At 73.8% G+C, this 19,215-nt stretch carries 18 protein-coding genes; 5 read left to right on the top strand and 13 right to left on the bottom strand.

What is annotated here, in order from left to right:
- The 8 genes from QSK45_RS26630 to QSK45_RS26595 form a co-directional block, all read right to left on the bottom strand.
- Window positions 1-1,440: a GlnX family signal transduction membrane protein gene (locus tag QSK45_RS26630; RefSeq protein ID WP_285561216.1), complete on the bottom strand. Its 1,440-nt coding sequence runs from the start codon at window positions 1,438-1,440 to the stop codon at window positions 1-3.
- Between the two features lie 186 nt (window positions 1,441-1,626).
- Window positions 1,627-2,613: an N-acetylglucosamine kinase gene (locus tag QSK45_RS26625; RefSeq protein WP_285561214.1), complete on the bottom strand. Its 987-nt coding sequence runs from the start codon at window positions 2,611-2,613 to the stop codon at window positions 1,627-1,629.
- Complete coding sequence (locus QSK45_RS26620) at window positions 2,604-3,869, bottom strand: 6-phospho-beta-glucosidase (RefSeq protein ID WP_285561212.1); 1,266 nt, start codon at window positions 3,867-3,869, stop codon at window positions 2,604-2,606. Before QSK45_RS26620 ends, QSK45_RS26625 begins: the two co-directional genes overlap by 10 nt.
- A 7-nt stretch (window positions 3,870-3,876) precedes the next feature.
- Window positions 3,877-4,761, bottom strand: coding sequence for a carbohydrate ABC transporter permease (locus QSK45_RS26615; RefSeq protein WP_285561210.1), 885 nt, complete (start codon window positions 4,759-4,761; stop codon window positions 3,877-3,879).
- Entirely contained in the window at window positions 4,758-5,705 is a 948-nt protein-coding gene (locus QSK45_RS26610) for a carbohydrate ABC transporter permease (protein ID WP_285561208.1), read from the bottom strand. Before QSK45_RS26610 ends, QSK45_RS26615 begins: the two co-directional genes overlap by 4 nt.
- Window positions 5,706-5,708: 3 nt before the next feature.
- Complete coding sequence (locus tag QSK45_RS26605) at window positions 5,709-7,052, bottom strand: ABC transporter substrate-binding protein (RefSeq protein ID WP_285561206.1); 1,344 nt, start codon at window positions 7,050-7,052, stop codon at window positions 5,709-5,711.
- Between the two features lie 61 nt (window positions 7,053-7,113).
- Window positions 7,114-8,343, bottom strand: a complete 1,230-nt coding sequence (locus QSK45_RS26600; protein WP_285561204.1) for an ROK family transcriptional regulator — start codon at window positions 8,341-8,343, stop codon at window positions 7,114-7,116.
- A 345-nt stretch (window positions 8,344-8,688) separates the two neighbouring features.
- Window positions 8,689-9,792 carry a mechanosensitive ion channel family protein gene (locus tag QSK45_RS26595; protein WP_285561489.1) on the bottom strand — a complete coding sequence of 368 codons (1,104 nt, stop codon included), beginning with the start codon at window positions 9,790-9,792 and terminating at the stop codon, window positions 8,689-8,691.
- Window positions 9,793-10,117: 325 nt separating this feature from the next.
- On the opposite strand from QSK45_RS26595, the gene QSK45_RS26590 reads away from it, so the two are divergent.
- Entirely contained in the window at window positions 10,118-10,654 is a 537-nt protein-coding gene (locus tag QSK45_RS26590; protein WP_020940112.1) for an HNH endonuclease, read from the top strand.
- A gap of 114 nt (window positions 10,655-10,768) precedes the next feature.
- Here QSK45_RS26590 and QSK45_RS26585 read toward each other — a convergent pair whose 3' ends face one another.
- The 3 genes from QSK45_RS26585 to QSK45_RS26575 all read right to left on the bottom strand — a co-directional run bounded on the left by QSK45_RS26585 (window position 10,769) and on the right by QSK45_RS26575 (window position 13,457).
- Window positions 10,769-12,106, bottom strand: coding sequence for an FtsX-like permease family protein (locus tag QSK45_RS26585; protein ID WP_285561487.1), 1,338 nt, complete (start codon window positions 12,104-12,106; stop codon window positions 10,769-10,771).
- A gap of 101 nt (window positions 12,107-12,207) precedes the next feature.
- Window positions 12,208-12,906, bottom strand: coding sequence for an ABC transporter ATP-binding protein (locus QSK45_RS26580; protein ID WP_285561198.1), 699 nt, complete (start codon window positions 12,904-12,906; stop codon window positions 12,208-12,210).
- A gap of 17 nt (window positions 12,907-12,923) precedes the next feature.
- Entirely contained in the window at window positions 12,924-13,457 is a 534-nt protein-coding gene (locus tag QSK45_RS26575) for a PadR family transcriptional regulator (protein ID WP_285561196.1), read from the bottom strand.
- A gap of 109 nt (window positions 13,458-13,566) precedes the next feature.
- On the opposite strand from QSK45_RS26575, the gene QSK45_RS26570 reads away from it, so the two are divergent.
- From QSK45_RS26570 to QSK45_RS26560, 3 genes are read left to right on the top strand one after another with little or no spacing between them, the layout of a single operon-like run.
- Entirely contained in the window at window positions 13,567-13,854 is a 288-nt protein-coding gene (locus tag QSK45_RS26570; protein WP_285561194.1) for a hypothetical protein, read from the top strand.
- The gene (gene malQ / locus QSK45_RS26565; protein ID WP_285561192.1) at window positions 13,855-16,071 is read left to right on the top strand and encodes a 4-alpha-glucanotransferase; all 2,217 of its coding nucleotides are present in this window, start codon (window positions 13,855-13,857) and stop codon (window positions 16,069-16,071) included.
- A 58-nt stretch (window positions 16,072-16,129) separates the two neighbouring features.
- The gene (locus tag QSK45_RS26560; protein ID WP_285561190.1) at window positions 16,130-16,411 is read left to right on the top strand and encodes a hypothetical protein; all 282 of its coding nucleotides are present in this window, start codon (window positions 16,130-16,132) and stop codon (window positions 16,409-16,411) included.
- 107 nt (window positions 16,412-16,518) lie between these two features.
- Here the strand turns inward: QSK45_RS26560 and QSK45_RS26555 are convergent, their stop codons facing one another.
- Window positions 16,519-16,917, bottom strand: a complete 399-nt coding sequence (locus tag QSK45_RS26555) for a cytidine deaminase family protein (protein ID WP_395484871.1) — start codon at window positions 16,915-16,917, stop codon at window positions 16,519-16,521.
- A 78-nt stretch (window positions 16,918-16,995) separates the two neighbouring features.
- Window positions 16,996-17,571 (bottom strand): TetR/AcrR family transcriptional regulator, encoded by a 576-nt coding sequence (locus QSK45_RS26550; protein ID WP_285561188.1) that lies wholly within the window; start codon window positions 17,569-17,571, stop codon window positions 16,996-16,998.
- Between the two features lie 130 nt (window positions 17,572-17,701).
- On the opposite strand from QSK45_RS26550, the gene QSK45_RS26545 reads away from it, so the two are divergent.
- Window positions 17,702-19,210: an FAD-dependent monooxygenase gene (locus QSK45_RS26545; RefSeq protein ID WP_285561185.1), complete on the top strand. Its 1,509-nt coding sequence runs from the start codon at window positions 17,702-17,704 to the stop codon at window positions 19,208-19,210.
- The last annotated feature ends 5 nt before the right edge of the window (window positions 19,211-19,215 follow it).

The following is a 19,215-nucleotide window of genomic DNA, read 5'->3' as shown; positions in this document are numbered from 1 at the left end:
TCACCGGTACTCCGAAAGCCTGCGGCCGATCCCGGCGAGCGCGCCCGCCGCGCCGAGCACCGCGAGGGCGCCGGCGCCGGCGGGCAGCCCGGTCATGGCGTCCCGCCCGTCCGTGGCGGCCCGGTGGAACTCGGCCTGCTCATGGCCTATCGCGCGGGCGAGGTCGCTGTCGACACCGTCGAAGCATTCGCCGGTGGTGCCCTTGGCGCCGATCACCTTGTCCAGCGCCTGCTGGTAGTTGCCGTTCTCGTCCTCGGCGCGGGCCGCGGCGTGCCGCTGCTTCCACAGTGCGGTGCTGCCTTCGGCGGCCTTGACGGGCGCCGTGCCGCCGGAGTCGTCGGCGAGCCGCTCGGCCCGGCCGAGTTCCCGGGCGAGCACCGTCATGTCCTTGTCGAAGTCGTAGTAGTACGTGTCGTACTGCTTGCCGCCGACCGTGACGGTCTCGGCGCCGCGCGCCACCAGGCTCAGGTTCTCGTTGCCCCGCGCCTTCAGGGAGGCGATGCGGGCGTCGTGCAGGACGGTCAGGGAGCGGACGCCGTGGTCGTACGAGCCGTTCAGCTCGGAGCGGGCGACGGTGTGCCCGACGGTGAGCCACAGCAGGGCGATCAGCGTGGCGGAACCGGCCGCGACCAGGCCGTGGTTGAGGACGCGGTTCGTGTGCCGGTAGTCGCGTCGCTGGGCCCAGCCGAGGGCCGCGAGGGCGAGCACGCCGAGCGCGATGGCCGCCCAGGGGTACGGCGTCGCGTCCCCGTAGTCGGCGTCCAGGCGCGCGTTCTCCTTGGTGTAGAGGTCCTCCGCGGCCGGGAGCATCTCCGCCTGCATCTTCTCGTTGGCGTACCGCAGGTAGGCGCCGCCGACCGGGTAGCCCTGCCGGTTGTAGGTGCGGGCGCGCTCTATGAGGCCCTTGTACTCGGGCAGCAGCCGGTTCAGGCGGGCGATGGTGGCCTCGGAGGCGGAGCCGGGCTCGGCGTTGGCGGCGGCCGTGACCAGGCCGGAGGCGGCGGTGCTGATGTCCTTCTCGTACCGGTCGCGCGTGGCGGCCGGCTCCTGGCCGCCCGCCAGGAAGCCGCTGGAGGCGGCGGTGTTGGCGTCCGCGAGGGCGCGGTAGATGTCGGCGGCGCCGGAGCTGAGGGGCTGGCTGCGGTGCAGCACGTCGTCGGCGGCGGCCGCGCGCTCGCTGCTCTGCCAGGCGGTGACCGCGCCGAACGCCACGACCAGCAGGGCGAGTACGGCGCCGATGAGGCGCAGCCGGCCCGGCTCGGTGGTCGCGGCGGCGCGCAGCCTCTCGGCGCCCTCGGTGAAGGCGGTCCGCCGGGACTGCGGTGGGCGCGGTGGGCGCGGCGCCCGGACCGGCGGGCCGGGTTGCGCGGGGATGCCGGGTACGCCGGGCACGGCGGAGCCCGCGGCCGGTGGTGCTGCGCTCTGCGGCGGGTGTGTCACTCGACCTCCCCCATGGTCATCCGTACGCAGCCAAGTATCGCCGCACGGAGTGACATTCCGCATCGGCCTTCACTGGATCTTGTGTGGTCCCAGTATGTGCTGTCCGTATACACGCCGGGAGCAGGTGTTCGGTTCCTCGGGCCGGTCCGTGCACGGCCAGAGGAAACCGTTTCTCCACAGGGGAGTTCAGGGCGCTTCCCAGTACCGTCGCGCCCGCTCCCGCGCCCCTGCCGGCACCTCCAGCCGGTCCAGGCCGAGGAGTACTGCGCCGAGGACCGGGCGCGCGTCGACGACGTGCACGGCTGCCTTGGGGGCGCGGGCCGCCAGCAGGGCCCGCACCCCGTCGTTCAGCTGGGCGTGCCCGGCGGTCAGCACACTGCCGCCGAGCAGCACCGGCGTCTCCTCGTCCAGCAGGTCCAGGCGGGTCAGCGCGACCGTGGCCAGCACCGTCACCTCCTGCGCGAGCCGGTCCACGATCGCCCGCGCCACCGGGTCGCCGTCGGCCGCCGTCGCGAACAGCACCGGGGCCAGCTCGCCCCGCCGGCCGGGCGCGAGGTGCTCCAGATGCAGGGCCTCGATCAGCGCGTACATGGAGGACAGCCCGAAGTGGGCGGGCAGGGTCCGCGCGAGCGCCGTGGCCTCCCCGCGGCCGTCCTCCGCCCGCGCCGCGAACCACAGGGCCTCCTCCGCGAGCCCCCAGCCGCCGCCCCAGTCGCCGGAGATCCGGCCGATCGCCGGGAAGCGGGCGGTACGGCCGTCGGGCCGCATCCCCACGCAGTTGATGCCCGCGCCGCACACCACCGCCACGCCCCGGGGCTCGGCGACGCCCGCGCGCAGGACCGCGAAGGTGTCGTTGCGCACCTCCACCGAGGCGCCCCAGCCCCGCGCGCGCAGGGCGCTCGCCAGCCGCTCCTCCTCCACGGGCAGATCGGCGTTGGCCAGACAGGCGGAGACATGGGTGACGGAGCCGAGCCCCGCGTCCGCCAGCGCCCGCCCCACCGGCTCGGCGAGCGCCTCCAGGGCCGCCGGCACGCCCACCGCGGGCGGCCGGAAGCCGCCGCCGCGCGCCGTGGCCAGCACCTCTCCGGCGGCGCTGACCACGGCCACGTCGGTCTTGCTGTTGCCCGCGTCGATGGCGAGCACGCTCGTGGTGTCGGTCGAGGTCAGGCCCACGCGAGATGCTCCCGGTTGTGTGCGATCAGTCTGTCGGTCAGGGCCTCGGCGTAGTCGTACTGGCCGATCAGCGGATGCGCGAGCAGGGCGCGGAAGACCCGGTCCCGGCCGCCGCGCAGCGCCGCCTCCAGGGCCAGCTCCTCGTACGCCGCCACGTTCGCGATCAGGCCCGCGCACAGCGGGTCCACCTCCGGCACGGGCAGCGGCGCGGGACCGGTCGGGCCGACCGCCGCCTGCACCTCGATCACCGCGTCGTCGGCGAGGAAGGGCAGCGTGCCCTTGTTGAGCGTGTTCACCACCTGGTACGGGCTGCCACCCCCGCTGAGCAGCGCCGCCGCGAGGTCCACCGCGGCCTCCGAGTAGTACGCCCCGCCCCGCCTGGCGAGCAGTGCCGGCTTCTCGTCCAGGGCCGGGTCGCCGTACATCGCCAGCAACTCCCGCTCCATGCGCGCCACTTCCTCGGCCCGTGACGGCTTCGTGCGCAGTTCGCGCACCACCTCGTCGTGCGCGTAGTAGTAGCGCAGGTAGTAGGAGGGGACGATGCCGAGACGGTCGAGGAGCCGACGGGGCAGGCGCAGGTCGTCGGCGATGGCGTCGCCGTGCTCGGCGAGCAGCTCGGGCAGCACGTTCTCGCCCTCGGGGCCGCCGAGGTGTACAGCGGTCTCCCAGGTGAGGTGGTTGAGCCCCACGTGCGCCAGGTGCACGTCCGCCGGGGTCACGCCGAGGTGGGCGGCGAACTTCCGCTGGAGGCCGATCGCCACGTTGCACAGGCCGACGGCGCGGTGCCCGGCGTGCAGCAGGGCGCGGGTGACGATGCCCACCGGGTTGGTGAAGTCGATGATCCAGGCGCGCGGGTTGCCGCGGCGCACCCGCTCGGCGATGTCCAGCACGACGGGCACGGTGCGCAACGCCTTGGCGAGGCCGCCCGCGCCGGTGGTCTCCTGGCCGACGCAGCCGCACTCCAGCGGCCAGGTCTCGTCCCGCTGCCGGGCCGCCTGTCCGCCGACGCGCAGCTGGAGCAGCACGGCGTCGGCGCCGTCGATGCCCGCGTCCAGGTCGGAGGTGGTCACGATCCTCCCGCCGTGCCCCTGGCGGGCGAAGATCCGCCGGGCCAGCCCGCCCACCGGTTCCAGGCGTTCGGCGGCCGGGTCCACCAGGACCAGTTCCTCGACGGGCAGGGTGTCCCTGAGCCGGGCGAAGCCGTCGACGAGTTCGGGGGTGTAGGTCGAGCCGCCGCCGACCACGGTGAGTTTCATACAGAGATCAACCCTTCACTCCGGTGAGCGTGACGCCTTCGACGAATGCCTTCTGGGCGAAGAAGAACACGAGGATCACGGGGGCCATGACCAGCACCGTCGCGGCCATGGTGAGGTTCCAGTCGGTGTGGTGCGCGCCCTTGAAGGACTCCAGGCCGTAACTCAGCGTCCAGGCGCCGGGGTTCTCGGAGGCGTAGATCTGGGGGCCGAAGTAGTCGTTCCAGGCGTTGAAGAACTGGAAGAGGGCCACGGCGGCGATGCCGGGCTTCGCCATCGGCAGGATGACCCGGACCAGGGTGCGCAGGTCGCCGCAGCCGTCGACCTTGGCGGCGTCGACGTACTCGTCCGGGATCGTCATCAGGAACTGGCGCAGCAGGAAGATGGAGAACGCGTCGCCGAACGCCATCGGGACGATCAGCGGCCACAGCGTCCCGGACAGGTCCAGCTGTTTCGCCCAGAAGAGGTACATCGGGATGACGACGACCTGCGGGGGCAGCATCATCGTCGAGATCACCAGCATCAGGGCGAGGTTGCGGCCCCGGAAGCGGAACTTGGCGAGGGCGTACGCCACGGGGACCGAGGACACCACGGTCAGTACGGTGCCCAGGCCGGCGTAGACCAGCGTGTTCCTCCACCAGGTGAGGAAGCCGGGGGTGTCGAAGACCTTGCGGTAGTTGCCCCATTCCCAGGTGTGCGGGACGAGGTCCCGGCTCAGCGCCTGGCTGTCGCTCATCAGCGAGGTCAGGACGACGAACACGAAGGGCAGCACGAAGAAGAGCGCGGCGGCGACACCGAGGCAGTGCACCGCGATCCACTGGAGCAGCTCCTTGCGGCGGGCGGTGCGCCGCTCGGGCGCGGACACCTCGGCCGGCCGGGCGAGAACCTGGGTCATGATCGTTCACCTGCCTGGACAAGGCCGCCCCGGCGCCGCATCAGCGTCGCGGTGAACGCCATCGACAGGGCGAAGAGGACGAGGGCGACGACACAGGCGGAGCCGTAGTCGAAGCGCTGGAAGCCGAGGTTGTAGACGAGTTGGGGGAGGGTGAGCGTGGACCTGTCCGGGTAGCCGGGTTCGAACTGGGCGCCCGCGCCCTGGATCACCCCGGAGGCGACCTTTCCCGCGATCAGCGGCTCCGTGTAGTACTGCATGGTCTGGATCACCCCGGTGACGACCGCGAACATCACGATCGGCGAGATGTTCGGCAGCGTCACGTACCGGAACCGCTGCCACGCCGAGGCGCCGTCCAGTTCGGCCGCCTCGTACTGCTCCGCCGGCACGTCGAGCAGCGCCGCCATGAAGATCACCATCAGGTCGCCGATGCCCCACAGCGCGAGCAGGGTGAGCGCCGGCTTGGACCAGTCGGGGTCGCCGAACCAGCCCGGCGCCGGGAGCCCGGTCCTGCCCAGCAGCGAGTTCACCGGGCCCGTGCCCGGGTTGAGGAGGAACGCGAAGGCCATGGTGGCGGCGACCGGCGGGGCGAGGTACGGCAGGTAGAAGAGGGTGCGGAAGATCCCCGTGCCCGTCCTGATCCTCGTGATGAGCATCCCGACGCCGAGCCCGAAGAGCACGCGCAGGGTCACCGTCACCACGACCAGCCACAGGGTGTTGCGCAGGGCGGGCCAGAAGAGCGGGTAGTGCTCGAAGACGTAGGCCCAGTTCTTCCCGCCGCTCCAGGTGGGCGGCCGGAAGCCGTCGTAGTGCATGAAGGAGAAGTAGACCGTCGAGATCAGCGGGTACGCGAAGAACACCGCGAAGCCGATCAGCCAGGGCGACAGGAAGGCGAGGGTCCGCAGTGCCGCCCGGCGGCGCCTGGAGGCCGAGGTGAGCGTGCTCATCGGCTACTCCGCCTGCGCGATGTCCGTGTCGATCTGCGCGGCCGCCTTCTCCAGTCCGGCCGTCAGATCCTTGACCCTGCCGCTCTCGTAGTCGTAGCCCAACTGCTGGATGGTCACGAGGTACTGGCCGCCGTTGACGGAGGCGGGCGTGGTGGTGGAGTAGCGGTTCGCGGCGATGTCCAGGAAGGTCTTGAAGCGCGGGTCGTACCTCAGTTCCGGGGACCTGAGGGCCGCGAAGGTGGAGGGCACGTTGTGGATGCCGTTGGCGAAGCCGACCACGGCGTCCGTGTCCGTGGTGACGTACTTGACGAACTCCCAGGCCGCGTTCTGCTTGTGGCTGGTGGCGGCGATGCCCGCGACGGTGCCGGTGATGTACCCCTTGCCGTACTGGTTCCTCTGGTCGTCCGGTACGGGCAGCGGGGCGACCCCTATCTCGAACTTCGGCTCGGCCTGCTCGGCCATCCCGAGCCGCCACTCGCCGTCCAGCTGCATGGCGACCTGGCCGGTGTGGAAGGGGTGCCTGGGGCCCCACTCGTCGCCGAGGGTGGCGCGGAACCGCTCCAGCCGCCGGAATCCGCCGAGTTCGTCCACGAGCCGCTTCTGGAGCGCGAACCCCTCCCGGAACGCGGGGTCCTTGGCGATGTTCGACTTCCCGTCCCTCGTGAAGTACGTCGGCGAGAACTGGCCGAGGTAGTGCTCGGTGGTGGACTCCCAGCCGTGGTAGTCCGGCATGAACCCGAGCTGCTTGTACGAGTCGCCGTCGGGGACGGTCAGTTTCCTGGCGTCGGCCTCGAACTCGCTCCAGGTCTCGGGGGGACGGGCGATGCCGGCCTTCTCGAACGCCGTCTTGTTGTAGTACAGCCCGTACGCGTCGCCGAGCAGCGGCACGGTGCACCGGTCGCCGTCGAACCGGGTGTACTCGTTCATGGCCTTCGGGAAGGTCGTCGCGGGATCGATGCCCGCCTTCCCCAGGAAGGGGTCGAGGTCGACCAGCGCGCCCGAGGAGCAGAACTTGCCCACGTTGTTGGTGGTGAAGGAGGAGATCACGTCGGGGGCGTCGGTGCCGCCCGCGCGCAGCGCCTGGTTGATCTTGTCGTCGGTCATGTTGCCGACGACGCGCACATGGATGTTGGGGTGCGCCTTCTCGAACCCGGCGACCAGCGCCGTGACCGCCTTCACCTCGTTCGGCGCGCTCCAGGCGTGCCAGAAGGTGATCGTCGTGTCCTTGGTGGGGTCGTCCGTGGCGCCCGCGTCGGACTGTCCGGTGCACGCGGCGGTGAGCAGCACGGCGGAGGCGGTCAGGGCGAAGGCGGCTTTTCGGGTGACTCCGGGTAGTGCTGTGGGCATGGCGAGGTCTCCCAGTGGCGGGTAGGGAAGGGGAGGACGCGGTGCTGCGGGGGTGCTGCGGTCATTCGGGGCGGTGCGGCCGGCGCGAGGTGTCGAAGACCTCGTCGCGGGTGGTGGCGAGCGCGGCCTCCAGGGCGCCGCGCAGGACGGGGTGTTCGCGGATGTCGCCGAGGACGAGCCGGGGCCTGGCCGCCGCCAGCTCCTCCAGCTCGGCCTGGATCAGGGCGCGCAGTACCTCGCCGCCGGCGGTCAGGGCGGAGCCGCTGAGGACGACGAGTTCGGGGTCGAGGACCGAGACGAGCGCGGCGAGGCCGGTGGCGAGGCGGGTGGCGTACGCCCGGAGCAGTTCCCGGTGCGGGCCGGCCGCGTGATCGGCGGCGCGCGCCAGCAGTTCCTCCGCGGCCTCGGTGTAGGGGCCCGACGGCACGTCCGGGACGCCGAGTTCACGGGCCAGCTTCGGCAGCTCCTGGGCGCCGGCCAGCTCCTGGTAGCCGCCGCTGTTGGCCTTGGTCACCTGGCGGACCAGCGGCGTGCCGGGCACCGGCAGGAAGCCGACCTCGCCCGCGCCGCCGGTCCAGCCGCGGTGCAGCCGGCCGCCCAGGACGAGGGCGGCGCCGAGGCCCTCCTCGTTCCACAGCAGCACGAAGTCGCCGTGGCCGCGGGCGGCGCCGAGGCGCTGTTCGGCGAGGGCGACGAGGTTGACGTCGTTCTCGTACTCGACCGGCATGGGCAAAGCGGCGGCGAGTTCGTCGAGCAGCGCGGGGGAGTGCCAGCCGGGCAGGTGCGAGGCGTAGCGCAGCCGGCCGGTGTTCGGATCGAACGCGCCGGGCGTGCCGATGACGAGCCGGTGCACCTCGCCGCGCGCGAGCCCGGCGGCCTCGACCGCGCCGTCGAGGGCGTCGGTGACCTGCCGTACGACGGGCTGCGCGGGGCGTCTGCCGGGGGTGGGCAGCTCGTACTCGCCGACCGTGCGGCCGGTGATGTCGGCGACGGCGGCGCGGATGCGGCCCGGGGCGACGTCGAGGCCGGCGGCGTACGCGGCACCGGGGTCGACGGCGTACAGCTGGGCGCTCGGCCCCGGCCGTCCCTCACTGGTCCCGGTCACCCTGACCAGCCCCGCCGCCTCCAGCCGGGCCAGCAGCTGCGACGCGGTGGGCTTGGACAGCCCGGTCAGGTTCCCGATCCGGGTCCGGGACAGCGGCCCGTGCTCCAGCAGCAGATCCAGGGCGGCGCGATCGTTCATGGCGCGCAGCACGCGCGGGGTACCCGGCGTACCGGCCGTTCCTGCCATGGCTCCCGACACCTGCCTCACTGTTAGGAAACTTTCCTATTGCGGGTGAACGTAAGCCCGGCACGGAGGAGGCGTCAATACGGGGGAGCCGTGAGGAACGGAGTCGTTATCCCGGGGTGTCGCGAGGGGCGTGCCGGCCGGCGAGGAAGGCGCCGCCGTCGCGGGTGGGGTACGGCGCGGGGAGGGGGGAGGGGGTCGCCGTGGCCGACCTCGGTAACCGGCGGCATGGCACGCGTCCGCGGGGTCGTCGCCCCCTCGGCTCGAAGGCCCCGTGATCGTGCTCGTCATCCGGCCGCGACGGCACGATGACCGTCCCCTCCACACCGGACCGTCCTCCGGCTTCTCCTACTTCTTCGGCGGCACCGTCCGCTGCGTCGTGATCGGCGTCGCCGTCACCGACTGCGGGGAGTCGGCGTCGGAGAAGACGGAGGGGGCGGCGACCGCGGCGGTGGGGTCGGGGAGGTCCGCCACGTCCTCGACGGCCGTCGCGCCGCCCACGATGCGGATGCTCGCCGCGTCGAAGGCGCGCTTGACGCGCCAGCGCAGTTCGCGTTCGACGGAGACGCTCTTGCCGGGCATGGTCTTGGCGGAGACGCGGACCACCATGGAGTCGAGGAGGACGGAGTCCAGGCCGAGGACCTCGATCGGGCCCCACAGCAGCTCGTTCCAGGGCTCTTCCTTGCTCATCTTCTCGGCGACCTCGTCCAGCGTCGCCTTGACCCGGTCCAGGTCCTCGCCCGAGCGCACGGTCACGTCGACCCCGGCCGTCGCCCAGCCCTGGGACAGGTTGCCGATCCGCTTGACCTCGCCGTTGCGGACGTACCAGATCTCGCCCTCGGCACCGCGCAGCTTCGTCACGCGCAGGCCGACCTCGATCACCTCACCGGTGGCCACACCCGCGTCGATCACGTCACCGACGCCGTACTGGTCCTCCAGGATCATGAACACGCCGGACAGGAAGTCCGTGACCAGGTTCCGCGCGCCGAAACCGATCGCCACACCGGCGACACCGGCGGACGCCAGCAGCGGCGCCAGGTTGATCTTGAAGGTGGACAGCACCATCAGCGCCGCCGTACCGAGGATCAGGAAGCTCGCCACCGAGCGCAGCACGGAACCGATCGCCGCCGACCGCTGCCGCCGCCGCTCCGCGTTCACCAGCAGCCCGCCGAGCGCGGTGCCGTCCACCGCCTGCGCGGTACGGGCCATCCGCTCGATCAGCTTGGTGATCGCCCGCCGCACCACCGATCGCAGCGCGACCGCCACCACGATGATCAGCAGGATCTGGAGTCCCATGGCCAGCCACGTCGACCAGTTCTGCTCGACCCAGCTCGCCGCGTTCGTCGCGCTCTCCTGGGCGTCCTGGAGCGTCGGCACCGCCGGCGCGGTTCCCGACGGCGCGGGGGACGGCGACGCACCGGCGGCCTTCAGGACCACGGGCAAGGACGACACGGCAGGTACCTCCAGGTGCTGCACGGTCCGTACCGGTGGGGCGGGCAGGGTCTGCGAGGTCACGAAAGGATCACCGGACGGCCAGCACCACCACACTAACGGGGCATTGTGTGTGCCCCGCGCGGATCCGCCAAGGAGGGGCGCGGGAGAGACAGGGCTCACCCTGGCTTGAACAGGCCATGATCCGGGGGATGTATCACCTGTGGTCGAAAACACTCCCAGCCCGTTACCGGGACATGGTGGCGCCGCCACCAGGCATGAGGGGAGACTGACTGCAGATCGTCCCGGCGCGAGCCACGCGCCGCCGACGCCCAAGGAGGCACCCGTGCCGCATGTCCTGGTCCTCAACGCGTCGTACGAGCCGCTCGGCGTCGTACCGCTCCGCCGCGCGCTCGTCCTCGTCCTGGAGAACAAAGCCGTCTCCCTCGAGGAATCCGGCGCCTTCATGCACAGCGCGACCGTCACAGTCCCCGCGCCCAGCGTGGTCCGGCTCAAGCGATTCGTGCGGGTTCCCTATCGGGGGCCCGTTCCGCTCACCCGTCGTGCGCTCTTCGCGCGGGACGGGGGCCGGTGCATGTACTGCGGTGGCGTCGCAACCAGCGTCGACCACGTCATCCCGCGCAGCCGCGGGGGCAAACACGTCTGGGACAACGTGGTGGCCTCCTGCCGCCGCTGCAACCACGTGAAGGCCGACCGCCACCTCGTCGAACTGGGCTGGCGCCTGCGCCACAAACCCGCCCCGCCCACCGGCCTGGCCTGGCGCATCATCGGCACCGGCCACAGGGACCCGCGCTGGCTGCCCTATCTGCAGCCGTACGGCGCGGACGACGCCATGGCCCGGATCGACGGCATCTCCGCCTGACGATCCGGGCCTCCGCGCATCCGCCCCACGCCCCGGCTCCCCGGCCGGGACGCGGGGCCCGGCGGCGTGCCCCGCCGCCTGGCTCCCCGGCCGCGGGCACGGGCCGGTACGCCCTCACGCGTACCGCAGCTCCCCCGGACGCGCCGAGCGGCGCAGCAGCGGGAGCGCGGTGGCCGCCGCCGCCAGGCAGCAGCCGTAGACGAGGACCGGTACCAGCAGGGCGGCGTAGGGCACGGTGACGGTGCCGTCGGCGAGCGTGGCGTACCAGGTGCCGATCGCCATGCCCCCGGCGCCCGCCAGCGCGAGCGCGGGCGCCAGCGGCAGCGCGGTCTCCAGCAGCAGCGCCCGCCCGAGCACCGCGCGCGGCACCCCGGCGGCGACCTGCGCGGCCAGCCCCCGGCGGCGGTCCGCCAGCGACTCCGCGGTGCCGACGGCGAGGCCGCACACGGTGATCGCGAGGGCCACGAGGATCGCGGCGCCCGTCAGGCCGATGCCCGTGGTGTAGAAGGCCGTCGGCATGCCGAGCTGGTGATCGCGGCGCATCCGGTCCAGCTCGGCGAGGAGCGCCTGCCGTACGCCCACGAAACCGGTGCCGACCACCGTGACCAGCAGCACCGCCGCGTGGGTGCGGGCCGCGGCCCACGGGTCGTCGCGCAGCCGTTCCGCCGCGATCAGCGTCGCCGCCGACCGGGCCCGCCGCGCCACCAGCCGCCCGGCCAGCCGCGCCGTGCCGCCCGCCAGCCACACCGTCCCCGCGCCGACCGCGGCGACCAGCGCGAACACCGTCAACGGCAGCCCCTTCCGCGCGCCGCCGAAGGTCCAGAGCGCCGACGGCAGGACGACCAGCAGCCCGCCCGCGAACAGCAGCGCCGGCCCCCGTCCGCCGCGCGGCCGGGCCCGGCGCACCCAGCCGAGCGGCGAGGCCACCAGCCGGCGCAGCGCCAGTACGGCCACCGCCGTGCCCAGCACCGGCACCGCGAGCGCGATCAGCGCGAGGCCCGCCCAGGCGGCCGGCGCCGGGCTGCTCCACAGCCGCAGTACGACCGCCACGGCCGCGGCGGTGGCGAGCAGCGAGCCCAGCAGACAGGCCGGGCCGGTCTCCAGCGCGGCGATCCGGCGCACCTGGGCCGGGGTGGCACCGGCCAGCCGCAGCCCGGCCAGCCGCCGGTCGCGGTGCACGGCACCGATCCGGGCGCACTGCCCGAGGAACCCCAGCACCGGCACCAGCAGCAGCACCAGGGCGAGGACGACCCCCGAACGCTCGCCCGGCTCGTTCAGCAGACCGTCGCCGACGGACACGTGGTACTGCCCCCGCAAGGAGCCCAGCACCACGGCGGCCTGCGCGAACCCCGTCGCCAGCGCGGCCCCGGCCGCGGTCAGCCCTGCCCGCCACCACTCCCGCCGGTCCGCGCCCCGGGCGAGCTGCCAGGCCAGCCGCGCCTCGGCCGGCACACCGGCGCCGGACACCTCGTCCCGCGCCGGCCGTCCCCCGCTCGCGGCGCCACCGTCCCGCGGTCGCGCCCCGGCCGTCCCGCCGCCCACCGGACCGCCCGTCACGCCGCCACCCCCGCCGGGAGCACGAGGCCGTCGCCGAGCCGCACCTCGCGGTCCGCGTACGCCGCGACCTGCGCGTCGTGCGTGATGAGCAGCACCGCCGTGCCCGCCTCGCGGGCGGTGTGCACCAGGGCCGTCATCACCTGCTCGCCCGCCAGCGAGTCCAGGGCCCCCGTCGGCTCGTCCGCGAAGACCACCCTCGGGCCGGTCACCAGCGCCCGTGCCAGCGCCACCCGCTGCGCCTGGCCGCCGCTGAGCTCGCCCGGCCGCAGTCCCTCCTGGCCCCGCACCCCGAACCGCTCCAGCCACTCGCCCGCCCGCTCCCGGGCCGTGGCGCGGGAGGCCCCGGCCAGCAGCAGCGGCAGCCCCACGTTGTCCACGGCCGTCAACTCCGGGATCAGCTGCCCGAACTGGAAGACCACCCCGAAGTCGGTGCGGCGCAGCTCGGTCAGCCGCCGCTCCGGCAGCCGGTCGAGCCGCTGCCCGTCGTACGTCACCGCGCCCTCGTCCGGCCGTGCGATCCCCGACAGCAGGTGCAGCAGCGTGGACTTCCCGCTGCCGCTGGCCCCGGTCACGGCGAGGATCTCGCCCGCGCCCAGCGCGACCGAGGCGCCGCGCAGCGCCGGTGTCCTGCCGTACGCCTTGACGAGGCTCCGGGCCGCCAGCAGCGGCACCGGTCCCTCTTCCTTGTCGCTCATCGCGTCCCCCCTGTGGTTCATGTGGTGTCGACCTCCGCGGTCAAAGTGGCCAGCCGGGCCGCCGTGGTGTGCATCCAGCGGAGGTCGGCGTCGAGGTGGTTCAGGGCGTAGTCCGCCGAAAGCACGGTCGCCAGGTCGGCGCCCGGGTCCGTCTTCACCGCCGTCAGCTCCCGCATCCGCGCCTTGTGCGCGTCCTGCTGGGCGCGGAGGTAGGCGGCCGGATCGCCGCCGGACAGGATGGAGACGACGACCTTGGCGAAGATCTCGTTCGCCACGAAGGGCGCCGGCGGGGCGATCTCACCGGCCCACCGGGCCAGCTCGCGCGCCCCGGCGGCCGTCGACCGGTAGAGCGTGCGCTCCGGACCGCCGTCCGCGTCGGTCCCCTCGACCTCGGCGAGACCGTCCCTGACCAGGCGTTGCAGGGTCGTGTAGACCTGCCCGTAGGCCAAGGGGCGGGCTTGCGGGAAGCGTTCGTCGTGGCGGCGCTTGAGGTCGTAGCCATGGCTCGGCCCCGCCTCCAGCAGGCCCAGGAGGATGTGCCGGGTGCTCATGGAGATCAGTATGCACTAGATACATGTACTGAGTGAATAGTGAGTGCGGTGGCCTTCACGGGGTAGGGCTGCGATAACCCTCGACGCCGTACAGGACAAGGAGGCCCCCGTGGCCGCACCGGCCCGAACCCCGATCCCGGCCCAGTGGGAACACGGCCGGGGCGCGCCCGAGCCCAAACCCCTGGCGGAGCCGTCCGCCGAGACCATCGAGTCCATCGAGTCCACCGAGACCGGCGAGATCCGGCTGTACGCGTTCAACGCGGAGGCCGCCGCCACCACGGCGCCGCTGACCAGCGAGCCCCCGCTGCCCGCCGCCGAGCCGCTGACCAGCGAGCCCCCGCTCGCCGACACCAGCACCCTGACCAGCGAGTCGGACGCCTACGCGGCGGGGTCGTAGATGACCGGGGCGCGCGCGGACGAGCTGTCCCGGCTCGCCGAGCTGCACGGGGTCGCCGTCTCCTACAGCCCCGCCCCGGACCGTACGGTCACCGTCCCCGCCCCGGCCGTCGTCGCCGCCCTGAGCGCCCTGGGCGTCGACGCCTCGACCCCCCGGGCGGTCCGCGCCGCGCTCACCGCCCGGGAGCGCGAACTGCGCGAACGCCTGCTGCCGCCGACGGTGGTGCACTGGGCCGGCGACCCCCGGGACCCCGGCGCCCTCGCCGCCCTGCCGCCCGGCACGCGCGTGCGCGTCGAGACGGAGCAGGGGGAGGCGCGGGAGGCGACGGTGCCGGGAGCACCGGGGGAGGGGGCGTACGGGAGCACGGGGCGCGAGCCCGAGCCGTACGGAAGCGGGGGGCGCGGACAGGAGTCGTACGACGCGGGAACGGACCCTCGGTCGCACCGCGGAGCCGCCCCCCTCGTCGCCGGTCTGCCCTTCGGTGTCCACCGGGTCACCGCCCTCGCCCCCGACGGACGCACCGGCCGCGCCCACCTCGTCGTCGCCCCCGACCGGCTGCCCGCGCCGCGCGGACGGTCGTACGGACTCCTCGTCCAGCTGTACTCGCTGCTCTCGCGCCGGTCCTGGGGGATGGGCGACCTCGGGGACCTCGCGGAGCTGGCGGGGTGGGCCGGGCGCGTCGCGGGGGCCGGGTTCGTCCAGGTCAATCCGCTGCACTCGGCGGTGCCGGGCGTGCCCACGGACCCGTCGCCGTACCGGCCCTCCTCCCGCCGGTTCCCCGACCCCGTGCACCTGCGGGTCGAGGACGTCCCCGAGTACGCGTACGCCGGGGACCGCGAACGGCTCGACGCGCTCCTGGAGCGGGCCGCGCGGCTGCGCGCGGCCGTGCTCGACAAGGGCGCCCTCATCGACCGCGACGCGGTGTGGGAACTGAAGCGCGAGGCGCTGGAGACGGTTCTCGCCGTCCCCCTCGCGCCCGGCCGCCGGGCCGCCTACGACGCCTTCCGCGCCGCCCACGGACAGGCCCTCGACGACCACGCCACGTACTGCGCCCTCGCCGAGACGCACGGCCCCGACTGGACCACGTGGCCGGACGGCCTGCACGACCCCCGCTCCGAGGCGACCGCCCGCGCCCGTACCGAACTCGCCGGCCGCGTCGCCTTCCACACCCGCCTCGCCTGGCTCACCGACGGGCAGCTGCGGGCCGCGCAGCGCGTCGCGCGGGAGGCCGGGATGCCGGTCGGCGTCGTGCACGACCTCGCCGTGGGCGTGCATCCCGGCGGCGCCGACGCCTGGGCGCAGCAGGACGTCTTCGCCGCGGGCATGTCGGTCGGCGCGCCGCCGGACGCCTTCAACGCGCGCGGCCAGGACTGGGGCCTGCCGCCCTGGCGCCCCGACCGCCTCGCCGCGACCGGGTACGCCCCCTACCGCGACCTCCTGCGCGCCCTCTTCCGCTACGCCGGCGCTCTGCGCATCGACCACGTCATGGGCCTGTTCCGGCTCTGGTGGGTCCCCCGGGGCAGCGCGCCCACCGAGGGCACGTACGTCCATTACGACGCCGAGGCCATGCTCGCCCTCCTCGCCCTGGAGGCCGGGCGCGCCGGGGCCGTCGTCATCGGCGAGGACCTCGGCACCGTCGAACCCGGTGTCCGCGAGACGCTGCAACGGCGCGGGGTGCTCGGCACCTCCGTGCTCTGGTTCGAACGCGACTGGACCGGCGACGGCCGCCCCCTGCCCCCCGAACGCTGGCGCGCCGACTGCCTCGCCACCGCCACCACCCACGACCTGCCGCCCACCGCCGCCCGCCTCACCGGCGACCACGTCGAACTGCGCGACCGGCTCGGCCTGCTCACCCGCCCCGCCGCCGAGGAGCGCGCCGAGGCCGTCGCCGACGCCGCCGAATGGCTCGCCCTGCTCGGCAGCCTCGGACTGGTGGACCGCACGGCGGCCGGACCGCCCGGCAGCGCCGAGGAGGCGGAGGTCCGCGCCGTGCACCGGTTCCTGCTGCGCACCCCGGCCCGGCTGATCGGCGTCTGGCTCCCGGACGGCGTGGGCGACCGCCGCCCGCAGAATCTGCCGGGCACCTGCGCCGAGTACCCCAACTGGCGGTTGCCCCTCGCGGACGGCGCGGGCAGGCCCGTCCCGCTGGAGGAACTGACGGCCGCTCCGCGCCTGCGCGCACTCCTGGAGGTGTTCGCCCAGCTCAGGGACGGTTGAGCGGTCGCTACGGTACCCCGGGCGCGCGGCCTTGTGGGTGATTCGCTAACTTGAGGTCGTGGACAAGAAGAACGCCCTGCGCGCCGGCGCCCTGGCCGCCGGTACGACGCTGATGATGCTGCTCATGTCGTCCCCCGCGCTCGCGCTGACCCGCGACGACGGCGACGACCCCGGTCAGGGCCTCAGCGTCGTTCAGACGCTGGGCCTCTACGTGCTGCTCCCGCTCGTCCTGTTCCTGGTCATCGCCGGTCTGGTGATGATGCTGGACAAGTCCCGCGGCAAGGCGAAGACCACCTCGTCCAACATCAACGTGAAGCCCGACGCCCAGGCCAAGGCCTGATCGCCGGAACATCGGTTCCTACGCCGGGGGCGCCTGTCCCGCCGTCGGTACGCGCGTGACGCGTACCCGGGCGAGGTCGGCGCCCCCGGCGTTTCCCGCTCCCGCCGCTACGACGCCGACCGGCTGAAGGCACCGGGGAGCAGCTCGGCGATGGACCGCCGCTCCAGTTGTCCGCCCGGCTGGACCAGGACGGCGATACCGGGGAAGTAGTCGATCAGGACCTGCCGGCACCGCCCGCAGGGCGGCACCACCGCCATGTCGCGCGAGCGGACCGCGACCATCGTGGTCAGCTCGTACGCCCCCTGGCCCGCGGCGGCCCCGATCACGACCAGCTCGGCGCACGGGCCGCCGGTGAAGTGGTAGACGTTCACGGCCGTGACGATCCTGCCGTCGCCGGTGCGCGCGGCCGCCGCCACGGTGTGGATGTCGGGGCGCGCGTACTCCTCGGCGACGCGGCGGGCGGCCGCCACGAGCGCGAGATCGTCGTCAGTGGTGTCCACGGCCAGTGAGTCTTTCCCACCGGGCGCCGTGCCGCACCTTCTTCCCGGGGCGAGCCGGGTGCGGACGCGGATCGCGGGCGCGGGTCACGGGTGCGGCGCGGTCAGATAGCGCTGCACCGTCGGGCCCATCCACACCACCAGTTCCTCCCTCGTCAGCGCCTGTGCGGCGGGCACCTGGAGGACGTAGCGGGTGAGTGCGAGACCGAGGAGCTGGGCGGCGCAGAGGGCGGCGCGGGCCGGGACCTGCTCGGGGTCGGGACACACCTGCCGGGCCACGGGCAGCAGCTGCTCCCGGAAGATGCCCTGCATCCGCTCGGCCCCGGCCTGGTTGGTGACGCCGACGCGCAGCACGGCCCGCAGCTGCTCGTTCCCCTCCCACAGGTCCAGGAAGTGGCCGACCAGGGCCCGGCCCACCTCCTCCCGGGGCACGGGCGCGAGGTCGGGAAAGCGCAGATCGACCTCGACGGCCGCGGCGAACAGTCCGTCCTTGTTGCCGAAATAGCGCATCACCATCGACGGGTCGATCCCCGCGTCCTTGGCGATGGCGCGGATGGTGGCCCGGTCGTAGCCGTCGGCGCCGAAGCGCTCGCGGGCGGCGGTGAGGATGGCGGTGCGGGTGGCGTCGGAGCGGCGGGGCGGGGCCGGGGGCTTCTCGGTCATGCCCACGAGCGTAGGCCAACACTCGTAGGCCAACAACTGTTGACGACGCACCGTCGCCCTCCTAGTGTTGCCAACAAGTGTTGACCAACGGACGTTGGCCCACAGATGTTGGCACTTTCAGGAGGCCACCATGACCGGCAACACCGACACCACGCGCACCAGCGGAGCCCCCTCCACCACCCCCGCACCGGTCATCGTCGTCGGCTCCGGCCCCACCGGGCTGCTCCTCGCCGGTGACCTCGCCGCCGCCGGAATCCCGGTCACCGTGCTCGAGAAGCGCCCCCGGAAGACCAGCAACCTCTCCCGCGCCTTCGTCCTGCACGCCCGTACCCTCGAACAGCTCGACGCCCGCGGGCTCGCCGACGAGCTGGAGGCCACCGGCCGCACCCTCGACCGGCTCCGGCTCTTCGGCCGCCTCACCATCGGCCTCGACGACCTCCCCTCCCGCTTCGCCCACCTCCTCGTCCTCCCGCAGTACGAGGTCGAGAAGGCGCTGCTGAGGCGGGCCGTCGAGGCGGGCGCCGGCTTCCGGTACGACACCGAGATGACCGGGCTCGCCCAGGACGCGGACGGGGTGACGGTCGAGACCCGCGGACCGCGGGGCCGTACGGAAAGCCTCCGGGCGGCGTACGTCGTGGGGGCCGACGGCATGCGCAGCGCCGTGCGGAACGCGATCGGGCTGCCGTTCCCGGGCAGGTCGGTGATCCGGTCCGTCGTGCTCGCCGACGTCAGACTGGCCGAACAGCCGCAGGGGCTGCTCACCGTCGACGCGGTGGGCGACGCGTTCGCGTTCCTCGCCCCGTTCGGGGACGGGTACCACCGCGTGATCTGCTGGCACCGCGGCCGCGACGTCCCCGACACCGAGCCGCTGGACCTGGCCGAGGTCAAGGAGATCACCCGGCTCGCACTGGGCCGGGACTACGGGATGCACGACGCCCGCTGGATGTCCCGCTTCCACAGCGACGAGCGGCAGGCGCCGGCGTACCGGGTCGGGCGGGTCTTCCTCGCCGGGGACGCCGCGCACGTGCACACACCGGCCGGCGGCCAGGGCATGAACACCGGCCTCCAGGACGCGGCCAACCTCGGCTGGAAGCTGGTCTCGGTCCTCGCCGGTCACGCCGACCCCGCCCTGCTCGACACCTACCAGGCCGAACGGCATCCCGTCGGCAGGGCGGTCCTGCGCAGCAGCGGCGGGCTGGTGCGGCTGGCCATGGTCAAGCACCCCTGGACCCGGGCCGCCCGCGCCCTGCTCACCGGGTTCCTGAACACCGTCGGCCCCGCCCGCCGCGGGATCACCGCCCAGATCACCGGCATCGGGCACCGCTACCCGGCCCCCCGCGGCGCCCACCCCCTCACCGGCACCCGCGTCCCCGACCTCCGCCTCGCCGGCGGCACCCGCCTCCACGAGGCCCTGCGCGACGGCCGGTTCGTCCTCGTCACCCCGGACCACCGGCCGCCGCCCGCGACCCGCCCCGGCCGCCTCACCGTGGCCCACTGGGCGAGCGCCCGCGGCACCACCCTCCTCGTCCGCCCCGACGGCTACGCGGCCTGGGCCACCGACGCCGCCCCCGCCCCCGGGGCCCTCGAAGCCGTCCTGACCGCCCACCTGGGCCCCGCCCCGTCCCTCCGACCCGCCTGAGGCAT

The sequence above is a fragment of the Streptomyces hygroscopicus subsp. hygroscopicus genome, assembly GCF_030269125.1.
GTDB classification, from domain to species: Bacteria; Actinomycetota; Actinomycetes; order Streptomycetales; family Streptomycetaceae; genus Streptomyces; species Streptomyces hygroscopicus_C.
Note: the sequence above shows the minus strand (reverse complement) of the source record. Positions and strands in the feature narration are given on the sequence as shown.

Excerpts from the sequence above, each read along its gene's own strand:
- QSK45_RS26615 (WP_285561210.1), bottom strand. The coding sequence starts at position 4,761 with ATGACCCAGGTTCTCGCCCGGCCGGCCGAGGTGTCCGCGCCCGAGCGG.
- QSK45_RS26575 (WP_285561196.1), bottom strand. The coding sequence starts at position 13,457 with ATGAGCACCCGGCACATCCTCCTGGGCCTGCTGGAGGCGGGGCCGAGC.
- QSK45_RS26620 (WP_285561212.1), bottom strand. The coding sequence starts at position 3,869 with ATGAAACTCACCGTGGTCGGCGGCGGCTCGACCTACACCCCCGAACTC.
- QSK45_RS26600 (WP_285561204.1), bottom strand. The coding sequence starts at position 8,343 with ATGGCAGGAACGGCCGGTACGCCGGGTACCCCGCGCGTGCTGCGCGCC.
- QSK45_RS26550 (WP_285561188.1), bottom strand. The coding sequence starts at position 17,571 with ATGACCGAGAAGCCCCCGGCCCCGCCCCGCCGCTCCGACGCCACCCGC.
- malQ (WP_285561192.1), top strand. The coding sequence starts at position 13,855 with ATGACCGGGGCGCGCGCGGACGAGCTGTCCCGGCTCGCCGAGCTGCAC.
- QSK45_RS26610 (WP_285561208.1), bottom strand. The coding sequence starts at position 5,705 with ATGAGCACGCTCACCTCGGCCTCCAGGCGCCGCCGGGCGGCACTGCGG.
- QSK45_RS26545 (WP_285561185.1), top strand. The coding sequence starts at position 17,702 with ATGACCGGCAACACCGACACCACGCGCACCAGCGGAGCCCCCTCCACC.
- QSK45_RS26580 (WP_285561198.1), bottom strand. The coding sequence starts at position 12,906 with ATGAGCGACAAGGAAGAGGGACCGGTGCCGCTGCTGGCGGCCCGGAGC.
- QSK45_RS26605 (WP_285561206.1), bottom strand. The coding sequence starts at position 7,052 with ATGCCCACAGCACTACCCGGAGTCACCCGAAAAGCCGCCTTCGCCCTG.